Consider the following 14,400-nt stretch of genomic DNA (forward strand, 5'->3'; position numbering starts at 1 on the left):
CCCTAAATCTGAATATGTTCCCCGAAATGTAAAAAGCCGCCCATATAAAGAGGCAGCGGCTCCGCTTGCGAAATAGTGACGCTATCCAGTACAGCAGACAACCTCTTAACCGCATCGACAGCGGCAATGAATTCCTGAGCCCGTGCAGCAGTCACATCCGCATTGTTGGTGACTACCCGGAAATGATAAGGGTCTCCTCCATATTGCCACCATTCTTCGACTGCCCCCTGGCCAAACAGGATGGCGATCAAATCTTCTACTGCACTGGCAGTCCCTTTGTGTCTGTGAAAAGGAATTGCATTTTGAATCAGCAGACGCTTCTGTTCCACAGGCAGAGCCGGATCATAATACGGCGGCTTGAATTGCCAGGCCAGTTCATCCGTTTCCTCATCCGTCCATTCAGCGGACCGGCCGAATATATTCAGACCGGCGATCATAGCGGTTGTCTCTTGCAACTGTATATCTAACGCAGCCGCAGCCGCAGCCATGGCAGGGTCCTTACGAATAGGAAGCGGCAGCAGCTCGATCAGGCTTAAAGTCTGGATATTAATCATCTGCCAGCCCCCCGTAAGTCAGTGCCGTTGTGCCGGCCAAAGCCACTTGGGTTGCGGACATGGTTTTATACACGGGCTCTGTTACCGTCACCCTTAGTGCACCAGCAGCCATAACACGGGATATTAGCTCTGACGGGTTGATATCCCGGCCAAGCTTGGAGCGCTGCCATAGCTGATAAGCAGCAACAGCTGCCGATACTGACGCCTGGATACCCGGAACCTCAGCAGCCCGGCTGCGGCTAATATAATAGGTCAGCGCAGTATTATAACTGACAGGCTGCGGCGCACTCACAGTTACCAGATCGGTCAGCGGCCGGATTCCCCGGTCTTCCAAAGTCTCAGCAATAGAATTCAGGACATCCTCGTTTGGAATCTCCCCCTCTGCCAGTAACGGAACCACGGTTACACGCCCGGGCGCCGGAGAGAAGGCATGAACATCCTTAATTGCCGAGGAAGCGGACTTGGCCCAGAATTCATATGCTCCCTGAGGCCCGGCCGTTGAGTACGATTCCGGCGCATGGCGGATACGTTCCTTGAAGGCTTCATCCGTCTCAGCAGCAGCGCCGCCAGAGCTGGTGGTCAGATTCGTTACCGACTGGACAAAAGGCAGCGGGTCCATTTGAACATTAATCTGCCCGGGCAAGAAGCCGTTCCCTGTTGTCCCCGATTCGGAGCATTTTGCCATGATCATTCCCGCAGTCTCTCCCGGAGGAATCTCCAAGTACTCCATGGTTATAAAATATATCGAACCCTTCCCGCCCTGTACTCCGACGCGTGTCCCTGCTGGTATCGAGGTTGCTGATGCTAGCGGGATGGATAAAACAAACTGGAGCGTAACGATTGCCGCTGATGCTTCCAATCGCTTCGATCCTTGAAAAGCCCCCATGTGATCCAATAATGTTCCGGAGGCATACCGCAGTAAATTTCCTTTGGCTGTCTGATTGATCAGCACCTTTTGCTGGATAATCACCGCTGCGAGCGAAGACAAAAAAAGCCGCACCGGATCGGCAGGCTGTAGAGTGCGTCCGGCAAGGCCTTCATATACAGTGATGACATTCTGCTGTATGGCTGCTGCATCCTCCTCCGAAAAGCGGATATCCGGTAATTCAGCATATTCCAATTCCTACTCCTCCTCTGCCAGGCTATATTTCAATACAACGGCCAAGCTGCCTGTAAGCTGTTCTTCTATATCCTTGTGAAAAGAAATATCGGCCACGATTGCGCGCGGCTCCTGCTCTGTAATGGCTGTGATGATCGCTGCCGTCAGGCGGGATTCAGCGATGTATGCCGGTTCATCAATAATCGAGTAGTCCAGACCAACTCCACGGGCCAACGGTGCGCTCCCAAGCGGAGTAGCCAGGATCATCCTTATATTCTGAGCCACTTCCTCTGCTACTGTTACCGGGCTAAAATCAATCAGGCTAGGCTGAGTCATATCAATGGTATACATCATTTCACATACTCCTCAAGCGAGATCGTGACCTGTGCGTCCAGCACATTGCCGATGCTATCCAGCCTGTTCCAATCCTGCGACAGACTGCTGATCACCCATAGCCCAACCCCGACATTCTTGCGTCCTATGATTAACGGCATCGCCTTGCCGGCACGGTCCAGCTCGGTAAGCCTGTCAAGCTCTTTGCGCGGATTAAGGCCAAGCGCCGCCGAGAAATGAACCGAGAATGAAACCGAATCTGCGCCCGGTCCCAGAAATTCCTTCTTGGGCTTCTTGCCGATAATGTCATGCTGCGCCCACCGGCTGGAGCTTCTGCGTTTGAATTCATCTATGGTACGAATGGCGCCTTCCGCAACGACAAAGACCACCGGGCCTAGACTGCCAATTTTATTCATCTTATAATCTTGCTTCTGGTCTTTGCTGCCCTTATCGCTCATCCGGTTCTGCCTCCTCCATCATGAAATGCACTGGCAGACACTTTGCCGGTAACCGTTAAGTCTCCCTCGATCCTCACCCCGCCGCTTGCCTTAACATTCAGCTTTTGGGCTATACGGTCATAATAGACATAGCTGCCATCCTCAAACCATACTCCCCGCTGATCCTGGGTTCCGGAAGGCTGACCGTCATCCGCAAAATAGGTTCCCAAACAGATGCCACCGGAACGCGCATGATTCAAAAAAGCACACACGACCCGCTCTCCCGGCAACGGTACTGCATTGCCTTTTCCCCAGCCGCCCGGTGTTAGAACCGGTAACTCGCCGGAAACCATATCATCACGGTCTGCAAAAGTAACCCTGACACTTCCGGCTGCCAGATTAGCTGTAGATACCCTGCCAATAAGTATCACCATTCACCACCCCAATACTTTACGAATGTCCAGACTGGTTGTATATCCGCTGCTTCCAATTGAGTGCCTTGCCGATTCAATAATGTATTTACCGTCAAACCGCTTCCAGCCTTTGATATTAATCGTGAGTCCTGCGGCCATCCTTAGATCTCCCATAAGCGAGAGAGTACCTTTGCCGCCCTCTTTATTCTTTTCCCGGAGCCTTTTACGGGCCAGCCGCATAGCATCTGCTTGCGAGTCGACCTGTTCATTAATCTTAAGAATTGGACCGCTCTTAGGCGCGCCTTGAGGGGTATACGTGGCCTTCAAGGACTCTTTGCCCTGTGATGGAGTATACGTCACTGTACATGCCCGGAAAGCTGCATAGGCAGTATTGTAAGTGAAGCTGTAATCTGTCACATTGGCCTCCCCGCGCACAATTGTGGCCACCACTTCTTTTTGTTCATATTCCTGTTCATCAAAAAGCACCAGGCTTCCAGATGATACTTTAATTGCGATACCTTCTTGCGTAGCTGTGTTCAGCAAAAAGGCCAAGTCCGACACCTCCGACTGCTCCAGCCGATCATAAGAGGGGTTGTCCTGTGCCTCGTAGATTAATTTGAGCTTCGCGCGTTTGGCCACTTGGGCGGCTACTGTTTTCAGATTGGTTTTCTCCCAGCTGCGTGAGCTGCGCTGCATCCGAACCTCGGAGGTCACGGGAAGCGAGACCGCCTTAATTGAGATCGTGTCAGGAGGACCGCTAAAATCAATACTGTCTACCTCAAAGGTGCCCAGCGGCAGCTTCTTGACTTCACCCGGCTTGTCCCAGTTGACCGTCCGTATCGCAGCAACCAATTGATCGCCTTCAACCGGTGACCAAGGCCCCTGCCAATTGCGCTCCCTATCCTCAAGCGTAACTGTAAGATCATCTAATGAACCCGAGGCAGCATCATTATACTGAAAGTCTGTCAGCGATTTAGTGATATCCTGTGTAACGTCCTTTCCGTTATAGCGCAGCTCGAGTACCGCTCTGCGTGCATCCTGCATAAGTTCCACGTGCCTTCACTCCCTTCGCCAAGGAGGTAATGAGCTGGATATGTCGGAGGGCAGCTCCGGTACATTCAGTACAATATTGCCTGAGAATACACTGACAGCAGCATGTGCCGGATTAGCATTCAGGAGCAGCGTTAGGAAACGGGCATCTCCATAGATTTTAAAAGCAATCCCATCCCACATATCGCCTTGTACCGTTCTATAGATCATTGGAAGCTCACCCGCCTCTGTTGCACTAGCATCGACTTGAACCGGCGTTCGAATCCGTCCTCAGACTGCCTTAAAGCCTCCCGTACCTGTTCAGCTACAGATTTATCGCCACCCTGAAGGGTTACACTAGGCGCCCAAGTTACATGGATATCCCCATTGTTAACAGAATTATTATTATACCCCATTAAATCATTTGCCTTCTCAAGCAAAGACCTCGACCGGGGCTTGCGGTTTAAGGGAATAGCAATTTCAGGGCCAGCCTCACCAAAAATAGAGGGCACGTATGCGATACCGCCTTCAGCATAACCCTCAAAACCCGGATCATGTTGCGCCAAGTAATTCGCTTTTCGACCAGCTTTAGTACGCGAATTAGGCGTACCATCAGTTTTTATGGACTTGTGAACTTCACCCCACTCTTCGTCCGTAAGTTTCCAGTTTGGAACCTGTCCGGTTTGCTCCCAAAGGATTTGCACATTTACCCTCTTATCAGCAGGCAGTTTATCAACCTCAGCATTAAGATTCATCATATCAGTCATGGCTTGATTGAATTGTGCTTGTTCAGCAGCAGACATATCCTTGTACTTGGCCGCTTGCTCTTGCAAGGTACCGCCGAGATCAAGCTCAATCAATTTCTTTTGCGAGTTATAGTAGGAAATAAAGCTGTTTTCAGCTTCGGTTATTTCACTTTGTGTTTTCTTAATTTTGGTATTATCTTTATCAAAGGACTTTTCTAGCTTACTAAAATCATCTTGGAAATCTAACAACCCTGTTGGATTTGTGTAATCTTTCCCAGTGACTTGACTAGCTTTCGTTCTAAAGGCAGAAAATTGTTCGATTTTCTGATCACTACTTAAGTCACTTAAATCAATTTTCGTGTATTCCGCCTGAAGTTGAACGTAATCTCTATACTTCACCTTGTTCTTTTCATAAGAAGCAGTTTGTTTCTTGAGGTCCTGAGTTAGCTCTGAATAATCATTCTCCAATTCAGGCAATTTCGCTTGTGCAGTAAGAGCATCATGTTCTAGTTCACGACGGCCCATTTCTTCCTTGGCTTTAGCAATATCTCCGACAAGACCTATCTGTTCTTTGAACTTATCATTCTTTGAGCCTTCTGCAGACAGAATATTCGGATTCATATCGATAAGTTCCTGCTCGACTAGCTTCTGCTTTCGTCTGGCTTCTAACAATTCGGCAGCAGGTGTTTTTGCATCCTTAAGTTTCTTCTCCAACCGGTCATGTTCAGTAATTAGATCCTTGGTTCTGGCACTGGCCTCCTCAATCCCAGCATAATTGGCATAGGACTCATCCAGCGCATCCCCCATATTCAAAAGCTCCTGGCGCGCATCCTCCTGATGCTTTTTGAAGGCGATGACACCGGCTGTAACAAGCCCGACACCGGCAACAGCAAGCCCTACGGGATTCGTCAGCAATCCCAGCACACCGGCAAATCCTCCAGCCGCTCCACTGGCTCCTCGGGCCGCATTGATGATCTTGGAGAATTCCTGAACAATCTTCACAGTCTTGGTAGCCAATACTGCGGTAGGCGCTGCAAGACCGATGACCATCAATGCTTGTTTGTTGTCTGACGCCCAGCTAGTCAGCCCCTGAAGCGCCGGCATCACGCTCTCTCCCAGAGGAACCACAAGACCGGACATCAACTCCCGCCCTATGGCTGCAAACTGCTCGGTTAGCGTATTGTCCTTAATCGCAGACACTTCATCCATCGTCTGCCGGGTCATATCAAACTGATGCCGCGTCTGGCCCAGCGACAACACCGCTTTGTTTCCGATTTCCTCAAACTGAGCCCCGAATATAGCGCTGGCAAGGGCCGCTTGATGAACCGGATCTTTAATTGCTTTTAATTTGCCAATCACCTGATTCATGGCATCCTTACCGGTCATAGACCCGTCTGCCAGCCCTTTGAAGATTTCATCCCCGCTGCCCATTGTCTTGCGCAGTTGAAGCATGGCCTTGCTCGCCGAGTCTCCGCCCGCCTTCAAATCCTTGACCAGGGCAACAGCTCCATTCTTCCCGGCCACTTTCACCAATTCGCCGAATTCTTTCGACTTCGTTCCGCCGCTTACAAGTGCAGCACTGAATTGGTTCAGCTGCTCAGGTGCAAACAGCTCATAGACGGCGGCCTTTGTGGAATCTGAGCCCTCTTTCACTGTTGAGCTGAATTTCTTCACAACCCCGGCAAGACCTTCAAGGGAATCCCCACCATTGTCCATGCCAGAGCTCAACAACTCAAACATCTCGTCAGCAGAATATCCCATCTTCTTGAAGTCAGCGCTATACTTCTCTACGGCACTTAGAAGCCCGCCGGATGTGTTCATCCCCTTCTGCGCACCTTGGGCCATCAGATTATAGGCCTGCTCTGAAGAGATGCCGAACTTTTGCATCATCGCATCAACGGCTTGTACAGAGTCTGATATATCCCCCTTAAAAACATCGCGATACGTCATAGCCGTCTGGGTGGTCTTCTCCAGCTCATCTCCGGTTTGGCCCAGAACTTGCTGCACCGTTCCAACCGCCTCACCGATATCTTCGAAGTTTTTACCGTAATTCTGACTGTACAGGTTATCGGAGATTTCTTTCATTCCGCTCATTTCAGCGGCGGTTAATCCGGTTGATGCCTGAAGCTGCGCCATTGCCCCGGCAGAATCATTCACAGCCGTCCATACGGCTTTTAGGGGTTCAACCGCTTTAGTTAGCATGGAGAAATCCACTTTTTCGAAAGCAGCCTTAAGTTTGTCACCAAGTTGTTCGGCTTCGTCGCCAGCGTCCTCAGCATCTCCGCGCAGTTGATCGAAGTAGCCCGCCCTGGCCAGCTGCTTAAGCACGTCTTCCAAATCCTTAATTTGCTGTTCCACTTCCTCGACAGAGCGGGGAACATTTGGATTCACCAATACATTCAACCGGACAATAAGCTCACTGATGCTGCTTGGATTGCCTGAACCTGAACCTGCCATAAGTTACCTCCCTCCTTTAATTCTCGCCACCCGCTCTGCCCAATCCCCCAGTTCCTCAACAGGCAGGCTGAGAAAATAGGGGATTGGAGTGTGGGTAAGCATGGCCAAAGAGACGGCGATGTCTTTGATCCCATCGCCGTCTCCGCAGCCTACAGCAGCAAAAAACTTTGTGCCTGTAAGGTAAGTTTTGTGAAATCCTTAGCGGGCAGAGCTTTGATCAGCCCCACATGAACACCAGCAGCCCTGGCCACAATATAAGCCTGATAAGCTTTATTGGTCTCTTTAATCAATTCCCCGCCAGATTGACGGGCAGATTCCATCTGATACTGCCGGTCACAGGTGAGAATGTCCTCGCCGGTTAACTTATCAAAATCAATACTCAGGCTTTCAAACGTATCGCCCTCAAAGTTGACGGGCCGGGCGAAAGTGTATACTTCCGCTCCGGTCTCCTCCAATTCTTTTGTTCCCATCGTGCTCTCTCCTTATAGACCAAGATTCTGTTTAGTAGCCGCAAGGTAATCCACTTCGTATACTTTATGAATGTAGTTATACTTATCAATTTCCAGTACCTGAACACCATCCAGGGTGACCTTCAGATAGTTAACCGAGAAGTTGTTGGTAGTATCCATTGCTGCTCCAGTCTCCAGATTACCGAGTGTCAAGCCGAGCGGTCTCGCCCGGACAGTAACCTTAAACGGCACCTCGCGGTATTCACTTGTCGCGGTATCGAAGGTCTGAATGGAAGCACGCAGATCCAACGTGTGGACCTTCGGTGCCAGTAGAGAGGCTGCTGCACTCTCAATCGTGCGCCATTTAAGCGCCAGACTCATCGCTCCCGTATACCCTGGAGAAGGCGCCGCCATTTCTCCGGCAATCCCGCCCCCTTTGATGGTATCTACCAGGTAAGTAATTTCCGGCAGAGTCGCGGTTGCTGTTCCCAAATAATCGACGGCATTCAAGTACACCGAATAATCAATAACCCGTTCTGATCTTTTTGGCATTATTGCTCCTCCTTCTACGCTACCAGCGCAGCCAAGTATGTTGTGTCGTATTCAAGCAGGAAGGAAATCTCCTGTGCCGGTCCAGGCGGCGTAAGATGCAGATGGAATGTAATTTTACCGGCCATCAGATCTGTCACCGGATTCTCGGATTCATTGAATTCTACCCGACCGCCCAACAGAGCCCCCGATGCTGTCAGGCCGTTCAGCCAGATATTGACTGAATCCGTAACCGCAGCTACCAGCCGTTTGTTCATCGGGTCATCCACCTTCTGCATATAGGTCAGAATGAGACTGTTTCCGATCCAGTTGAACATCCGGCGGACCGGAATAAAGCTATCTTTAGGATCGGTTACGCCCGGATACACAGCGGTGTTGTTCCCCCAGCTCTTCCAGCCGCTTGTTCCCAAATTAAGTGCTGTTACAATGCCTGCACTATTCAGGAAGCTGGCCTGGTCAATTCCGAGGAATTGGCTTGTCCCATCAGATAGTGTAGTACCATCCGCTTTCAGAGGCTTATTTGAAGGCGATACAAAAGGGATACCGCCATTATCGGCATCCGCCGCAGCAATAAGGCCGGCAAGCTGAGTGGAGAAATGATATTTTTTATCCCCAAGCGTCAGCATCGGATAGGCGGCAATTTGCAGAGCACCCGTGTAGCTATTGTTAGCTTTCCAAGTACCGGCATCTGTATATGATCGGGATGGATCAATATCCGTCAGGGCAATCGCTTTGAAATTCCCGTTAATATTTCCGGCCTTCGCCTTCATCACTGCGGCAACCGCAGGCAAATGCGACCAGCCCGGGGCCAGCAGCAGATCCGGAAGGATCCCGAAACGCGGGTAAGCCTGATGAATCAGTTCAAAACCAGTGTATTCACCCGAAGCGGTTACGCCCCCGATGATATCCTCAGCTTCTACAGCACCGGGATTCAGCTTGTCATATCCGACGGATAGCTGATCTGCATTGGCAGCAATAGACCCAGAAGACTTCGTAGTAATCAGTACTTGTCCATTCTCATCGAAAGCAGCTGTGTAATCCTTACCGGATACATAAGTAGAGGTACCATCTGAAGATTTAACAATCAGTGTCGGCAGCATCACTCCTTCGGCTTGTACGGTTGCCAGCCGATTACTGACAGTCACCACCGCAGGGGCAACCGTTGTCTTATGGACAGCCGGGTCAAGCACATTGACCAGGATCATGGGAGCTCTCTCGTACAAGGCAAAATGAGAATATACTAACTCACTCAGCGTGTATTTTGACCAGTCTTCACTATATCCTAGAGCCGCAACGGCTTCCGCGTAGTTATTCACAAGCACGGGAGTATTAACGGGTACAGCTGCCGCCGCCAGATGAACCGGAGCTGTCCCTACTGCAAAGGGAATCCCGCTTGTTGCTTTAGCCGGAGCCAGAACCGAAGTCGACTGCTCAATAATGCTTACACCATGTTTAAATGCCATTGATTAAATCCCCTTCCCAAGAAGCTTTTGATAGACTGTATATTCAGCGGTACCCGTTTGAAGGATGCGCTCCTGCACTGTGGTCATTTCCTCGACCGGTACAATCAGTTCAGCCACATCCGGCTGTTCAGCCATTAACGGCGTTAAATAGGATGGAATGCCTGAACGGAATACGGTGGATTGCAGCAGTTGGCCGCCACGTAGGTTAGGCCCCAGATAAATCCGGATCGTCTCCCGCTGGGTTTGTTTCTGGTCTTCATTTTCAATAGAATTCACAATACTACCTCCTGTCGAATTTGGGGCAATGCCCAGGTTGTTGTAAGTTCGCCCCTCCACACTTCTGAAGGGTGCTCTTCGTCAAGCTTCCATGTCCAACTGGCGTCCAAACTGAATTTCTGCTCAAGAACTCTCTGGCGTAATAGCAGGATACGTACCCGCTCCATCAGATTAAGCAGCTCAACCAGGCCTGTATCATCTTCAGAATAAGTACCAAATTGAAGCTTCATTTGAATTTGCCCTTGGCCAGAATCTCCTTCACCCTCAGCAGGCCGAATCATAATTACCGGATATACCGGATTTACGCTTGTATTCGGTGAAAGATATCCAAGCTGCACTGGGGGCACGGGCTGCGTATCATCAGCCAACTCCTTTTGCAGAAACTTTTGAATGGCCAAAATTAATAATGTAATGGTCACTGTCGCCCTCCTTATTTACGTTGGTTAACCTCCCTTCTATTTATTAGGGGCTTTCACTAGACAAACCCATTTAATTATTTATAATAAGCTCACTTTGTCAGATAAGGGACCTATACTCCTCCATTACGGAGCTGATCTTTTTTTGTGCCCGCTGGATGTACTCACTTACGCTGCCTGCCGAAATCATGAGCATTCCAGCAATAGCAACATGCGAGAATCCTTCACCGTTAGCCAGCATATAGCACTCCCGCTCCCTTCTGCTTAACAGCCCCAATACATATTCCAATTGAAAACATTGATCCTCAGTGAGTCCTTCAGAAGGGACCGCATTGAACCCGGCGGTAAAGTTCTGCATACGCACAGGTTCTAAAAGAATTTCCCGTTCATACCCTGCACGCCGTTCAATCCCCCGCTTGTTCCCCGGCCGCCGGCCGCTGCTCAGCCACTCAATAACATATTTGCAGTCACTGACCATTCCGGCGATTACCTTCTTATCATCCGCATCTGCATTTCTGTATAATTGCTCTACACTCTTTAAAGAAATTTGATATTCCGGAAGCAGTTTTTGCACACAATTCGAATCCAGAAGTTCCAAATCCTCCTGCTCTATACACCACATGTTAATTCCCCCTTATCGAAAATAGATTTAAATATACTCAATTTCGTATTTCTAAATCATACTATGCTCAATTTCGCATTACGTCAAGCCTTATACCCGAAATAATACGAAAATGCATATTTACATTTGAATTCAAACCTTTTACAATAAACTTAAGAATACGAAGTAGCGTATACACTGATGATTTTGAGGAGGACTGCGTGTGCAACGGGCTGAAGTCTTAAAGCGATTAATTGAGGAAACCGGCCTGAACACCAAGGCTTTTTCAGAGAAGGCAGGAATTCCTTATACTACGCTGAGGTCCATACTAATGCGGGGTGTCGGAGGAGCTTCTGTTGATAATGTTCTTAAGGTTTGCCGTGCTTTAGGTATCACTACCGAAGAACTGGATCGTCTGGCCAATAGAGGCGCAGAAGACACTTCGTCTTCATCATTATCTGAGTTGTCTGAGTTTGAAGCTTTTTTAAACAATCCGGAGCATGGGCTATTTTTCAAGGATTATCTGGATGCACCGGATGAGCGCAAGCGGGAAATGTTAACCTTCTGGCAATTTATCAAAGACCAAGAAAAGAAAAAAGCCGATTCTTCAGACAGCAATTAAAAAGTAGAACAAATCGTGGTTTCAGCCAACGGGCTGATTCCGCATATCCATATATGCGAACATACATTCTATTTTGGAGGTTTATTATGTTTATTCATTATACAAAAACACATTTGGAGCATTTCGTGGAGGACCTTTACATAACACATTCGATTCTGCAGCCAGAGGACATCACGATTCCTAAGCTTTCAGAGGAGTTTGATGTGCTTGTTAATTATGCGCCGATGACAAGCCGTGCCTATGAGTCCTCATTAGGTGTACGTTATATACTTCTGGATAATCGGAATTCTCCTATGAAGCAGCGGTTTGATTTTCTGCATGAGCTATGCCACATCCTGAGACACGCTGGCAATCAGACGGTAATGCCTGTCCCCTTCATCAAAGCGCAGGAGGAGGATGCCGAGAAATTCGTTCTTTATGCCACGATGCCCTTTTTTATGCTCCAAACGTACAGTTTATCCAATGAATATTCTATTGCAGTTCAGCAGATTTCAGAGCTCTTTGGTGTACCCATAGATATGGCCAAAATCCGGTTTGATCAAATCTTACGTCGGGAGTATGAAGGAGAAATGTGGCCTAAGAAGAGAAAAGAGCATCCGTATGCCTTTTATCAAGCTGAAGAGGAATGGTGCCAAGCTTCGGATCAACCAGCAGTCTTTGCCTATTATGATCCTCACAGCACTTTGGATGGCCCCGATCAGCTTATTGTCTGTCTTGATCAACACACGTTATCTACACGAACTGAATGGAGGATTCCTTTAGAGGAGAGGTTTCACGAAATTGAGCTGGATGCCCTGAGGAATTTCGAACTTGCGCCAGCCGCAAGGGGAGATCTGATCTGCTTCGATGGACAGCTTACCTTACAGCTTCACCAGCTTGTACACCGGTATGGTTCATCCAAACGAAACTTTGTACTCCAAATGAGAGATATTGAACAGATCTTTGAAGCGGATCAGAGTACGGTGCGAAGATTTTTGTGAGGGGTAACAAAAACAAAGCTCCCGGCCAATAGGCCAGGAGCTTCTTTTCCTTGAAAACAAGGGAATATTAACGTTTCGAGAACTGTGGAGCGCGACGAGCAGCTTTGAGGCCGTATTTCTTACGTTCCTTCATACGTGGGTCACGTGTCAGGAAGCCGGCTTTCTTCAGCGTACCGCGATATTCAGGGTCTACTTTGAGCAATGCACGGGAAATCCCGTGACGAATTGCGCCAGCTTGACCGGAAATGCCGCCACCATGTGCAAGTACGATTACATCGTAGCTGCCCAGAGTTTCAGTCAGGTTCAAAGGTTGTCTTACGATCATCTTCAGTGTTTCAACACCGAAATATTCGTCCATCTCACGTTTGTTAATGACAATGCGTCCTTCACCCGGTACAAGGCGAACACGTGCTACCGAATGTTTACGACGACCTGTCCCATAGTATTGTACTTGTGCCATGAAACTGTCCTCCTTTATTCTTATCCGCGAAGTTCGTAAACTTCAGGTTTTTGTGCTGCATGTGGATGTTCAGCGCCTGCATATACTTTGAGTCTCAGCTTCATGTGATTACCTTGACGAGTCTTAGGAATCATACCATGAACTGCGAATTCAATCATACGCTCAGGTTTGGTCTTGAGCAGTTCTTCCGCAACGGTAACTTTCAAGCCACCTGGGTGCATCGAGTGACGGTAGTATTTCTTGTTTTGCATTTTCTTACCTGTGAGGTGAATCTTCTCAGCGTTGATAACAATTACGAAATCACCAGTATCAACGTGTGGAGTGAATTGCGGTTTGTGTTTGCCGCGGATCAGGGCAGCGGCTTCGCTTGCCAAACGGCCAAGTGTTTTGCCTTCGGCATCAATGATGTGCCAATTGCGTTCAACTTCGTTCGGCTTCGCCATGTAGGTGGTACGCATGAATGTTTCCTCCTTGTTCTCGTACGAAAATCATCTGTTTCGTATATCTTGTTTCGCGATTGAATTACAATTTAGTGAGTTAAAAAACTTATTTGTTGGCATTTCCTTGATCGGGGCTGTGGGATAGCCATCAAGAAAACACAACTTTTATATTACAGTATAAACATGACAAGCGCAAGCGATTTTTAAACAATCAGTACTTATTTTCATAAAAAATATAGTATCGGCCGTTTAGTCGTCTATCTCGTCATATTCCACACTCCAGAGTGCCAGCCCCTTAGACACAGCCGTAGGTCCGGCCGCTGCACGATCACAAGCCGCAAGAATGACAGGCATTCTATCTGCGGTGATTTTACCTTGCCCCACCTGCATCAGCGTGCCCATTATAATGCGTACCATATGCTGCAAAAAGCCACTGCCTGTAATATAGGTATGGATCACTCCCTGGTCAGGAGAGCCCGGGCGGCACATGCTGCGGTCTACTTCAAGATAAGCCTCATAAATGGTCCGCACATGCGAAGTCTTGGTAGACTTCCTGGACGCAAACGAGGTGTAATCATGGGTACCCAGCAGCGCGCTTAGCCCCAGCTCCATCGCAGGAACGTTCAGCTTCATCGGATGATGATGCTGCCAGCGCCGCTGGAACGGATCCGGGAACCGGTTGCCGTTAATCGTGTAGCGGTAGGTTTTACGCTTCGCCCCTCTACGGGAGTGGAACGAGAGCGGAACCTCAGCAGCCTCAGTAACCACGATATCCTGCGGCAGCCTGGCATTCAGCGCCAGACACCAGCGCTCCAGCGGAATCTGTGAGGAGGTTATGAAGTTAAAAGGTTGGCCATAAGCATGCACCCCTGCATCAGTCCGTCCTGAGCCCGTGATTTTGAGCGTCTCACCGGTCAGATGCTGAATTGCATGCTCCAGCTTGTCCTGAATCGTATTGCCCTGAGGCTGGGTCTGAAAGCCATCATAGTGGGTACCGTCATAATTGACTTTCATCAATAGATTGCGCATTTCATTCTCCTGTTGGTCCATATACTTAATTTATTCTCAAAAAAAAG

The 14,400-nt window shown here is 48.9% G+C and carries 19 protein-coding genes; 2 read left to right on the forward strand and 17 right to left on the reverse strand.

Going from position 1 to position 14,400, the window contains the following annotated elements; genetic code table 11:
• Window positions 1–2: 2 nt before the first annotated feature.
• The 14 genes from NYE26_RS27385 to NYE26_RS27450 form a co-directional block, all read right to left on the reverse strand.
• Window positions 3–554, reverse strand: coding sequence for a phage tail protein I (locus tag NYE26_RS27385; RefSeq protein WP_036721785.1), 552 nt, complete (start codon window positions 552–554; stop codon window positions 3–5).
• Window positions 547–1,674, reverse strand: coding sequence for a baseplate J/gp47 family protein (locus NYE26_RS27390; protein WP_339251579.1), 1,128 nt, complete (start codon window positions 1,672–1,674; stop codon window positions 547–549). Before NYE26_RS27390 ends, NYE26_RS27385 begins: the two co-directional genes overlap by 8 nt.
• 3 nt (window positions 1,675–1,677) lie before the next feature.
• Window positions 1,678–2,007 (reverse strand): GPW/gp25 family protein, encoded by a 330-nt coding sequence (locus tag NYE26_RS27395; RefSeq protein ID WP_339251581.1) that lies wholly within the window; start codon window positions 2,005–2,007, stop codon window positions 1,678–1,680.
• The gene (locus NYE26_RS27400; protein ID WP_339251583.1) at window positions 2,004–2,444 is read right to left on the reverse strand and encodes a phage tail protein; all 441 of its coding nucleotides are present in this window, start codon (window positions 2,442–2,444) and stop codon (window positions 2,004–2,006) included. Before NYE26_RS27400 ends, NYE26_RS27395 begins: the two co-directional genes overlap by 4 nt.
• Entirely contained in the window at window positions 2,441–2,857 is a 417-nt protein-coding gene (locus NYE26_RS27405) for a phage baseplate assembly protein V (RefSeq protein WP_209878882.1), read from the reverse strand. The genes NYE26_RS27400 and NYE26_RS27405 overlap by 4 nt, the downstream gene beginning before the upstream one ends.
• Entirely contained in the window at window positions 2,858–3,880 is a 1,023-nt protein-coding gene (locus tag NYE26_RS27410; protein WP_339257639.1) for a contractile injection system protein, VgrG/Pvc8 family, read from the reverse strand. It abuts the gene before it with no gap.
• A gap of 15 nt (window positions 3,881–3,895) precedes the next feature.
• Window positions 3,896–4,096 carry a tail protein X gene (locus tag NYE26_RS27415; RefSeq protein WP_209878878.1) on the reverse strand — a complete coding sequence of 67 codons (201 nt, stop codon included), beginning with the start codon at window positions 4,094–4,096 and terminating at the stop codon, window positions 3,896–3,898.
• Window positions 4,093–7,068: a phage tail tape measure protein gene (locus NYE26_RS27420; protein ID WP_339251587.1), complete on the reverse strand. Its 2,976-nt coding sequence runs from the start codon at window positions 7,066–7,068 to the stop codon at window positions 4,093–4,095. The genes NYE26_RS27415 and NYE26_RS27420 overlap by 4 nt, the downstream gene beginning before the upstream one ends.
• A gap of 149 nt (window positions 7,069–7,217) precedes the next feature.
• The gene (locus NYE26_RS27425; RefSeq protein ID WP_051477757.1) at window positions 7,218–7,538 is read right to left on the reverse strand and encodes a phage tail assembly protein; all 321 of its coding nucleotides are present in this window, start codon (window positions 7,536–7,538) and stop codon (window positions 7,218–7,220) included.
• 12 nt (window positions 7,539–7,550) lie between these two features.
• Window positions 7,551–8,069, reverse strand: a complete 519-nt coding sequence (locus tag NYE26_RS27430; RefSeq protein WP_209878874.1) for a phage major tail tube protein — start codon at window positions 8,067–8,069, stop codon at window positions 7,551–7,553.
• A 14-nt stretch (window positions 8,070–8,083) separates the two neighbouring features.
• A complete protein-coding gene (locus tag NYE26_RS27435) occupies window positions 8,084–9,529 on the reverse strand; it encodes a phage tail sheath family protein (protein WP_339251590.1) in 1,446 nt (481 codons plus the stop codon).
• Window positions 9,530–9,532: 3 nt separating this feature from the next.
• Window positions 9,533–9,805: a hypothetical protein gene (locus tag NYE26_RS27440; RefSeq protein ID WP_339251591.1), complete on the reverse strand. Its 273-nt coding sequence runs from the start codon at window positions 9,803–9,805 to the stop codon at window positions 9,533–9,535.
• A complete protein-coding gene (locus NYE26_RS27445; protein WP_339251593.1) occupies window positions 9,802–10,224 on the reverse strand; it encodes a hypothetical protein in 423 nt (140 codons plus the stop codon). Before NYE26_RS27445 ends, NYE26_RS27440 begins: the two co-directional genes overlap by 4 nt.
• 97 nt (window positions 10,225–10,321) lie before the next feature.
• Window positions 10,322–10,795, reverse strand: coding sequence for a sigma factor-like helix-turn-helix DNA-binding protein (locus NYE26_RS27450; protein ID WP_036721921.1), 474 nt, complete (start codon window positions 10,793–10,795; stop codon window positions 10,322–10,324).
• Window positions 10,796–11,045: 250 nt separating this feature from the next.
• On the opposite strand from NYE26_RS27450, the gene NYE26_RS27455 reads away from it, so the two are divergent.
• The gene (locus NYE26_RS27455; RefSeq protein ID WP_339251595.1) at window positions 11,046–11,444 is read left to right on the forward strand and encodes a helix-turn-helix transcriptional regulator; all 399 of its coding nucleotides are present in this window, start codon (window positions 11,046–11,048) and stop codon (window positions 11,442–11,444) included.
• An 86-nt stretch (window positions 11,445–11,530) separates the two neighbouring features.
• Window positions 11,531–12,424, forward strand: coding sequence for an ImmA/IrrE family metallo-endopeptidase (locus NYE26_RS27460; RefSeq protein WP_339251597.1), 894 nt, complete (start codon window positions 11,531–11,533; stop codon window positions 12,422–12,424).
• 67 nt (window positions 12,425–12,491) lie between these two features.
• Here NYE26_RS27460 and rpsI read toward each other — a convergent pair whose 3' ends face one another.
• The 3 genes from rpsI to truA form a co-directional block, all read right to left on the reverse strand.
• Window positions 12,492–12,884 (reverse strand): 30S ribosomal protein S9, encoded by a 393-nt coding sequence (gene rpsI, locus NYE26_RS27465; protein ID WP_036692433.1) that lies wholly within the window; start codon window positions 12,882–12,884, stop codon window positions 12,492–12,494.
• A gap of 20 nt (window positions 12,885–12,904) precedes the next feature.
• Complete coding sequence (gene rplM, locus NYE26_RS27470) at window positions 12,905–13,342, reverse strand: 50S ribosomal protein L13 (protein WP_036721811.1); 438 nt, start codon at window positions 13,340–13,342, stop codon at window positions 12,905–12,907.
• Window positions 13,343–13,573: 231 nt separating this feature from the next.
• Complete coding sequence (gene truA / locus NYE26_RS27475; protein WP_339251600.1) at window positions 13,574–14,353, reverse strand: tRNA pseudouridine(38-40) synthase TruA; 780 nt, start codon at window positions 14,351–14,353, stop codon at window positions 13,574–13,576.
• Between the last annotated feature and the right edge of the window lie 47 nt (window positions 14,354–14,400).

It is taken from the genome of Paenibacillus sp. FSL P2-0136 (assembly GCF_037975325.1).
In the GTDB taxonomy this organism is placed as follows: domain Bacteria; phylum Bacillota; class Bacilli; order Paenibacillales; family Paenibacillaceae; genus Paenibacillus_AQ; species Paenibacillus_AQ silagei.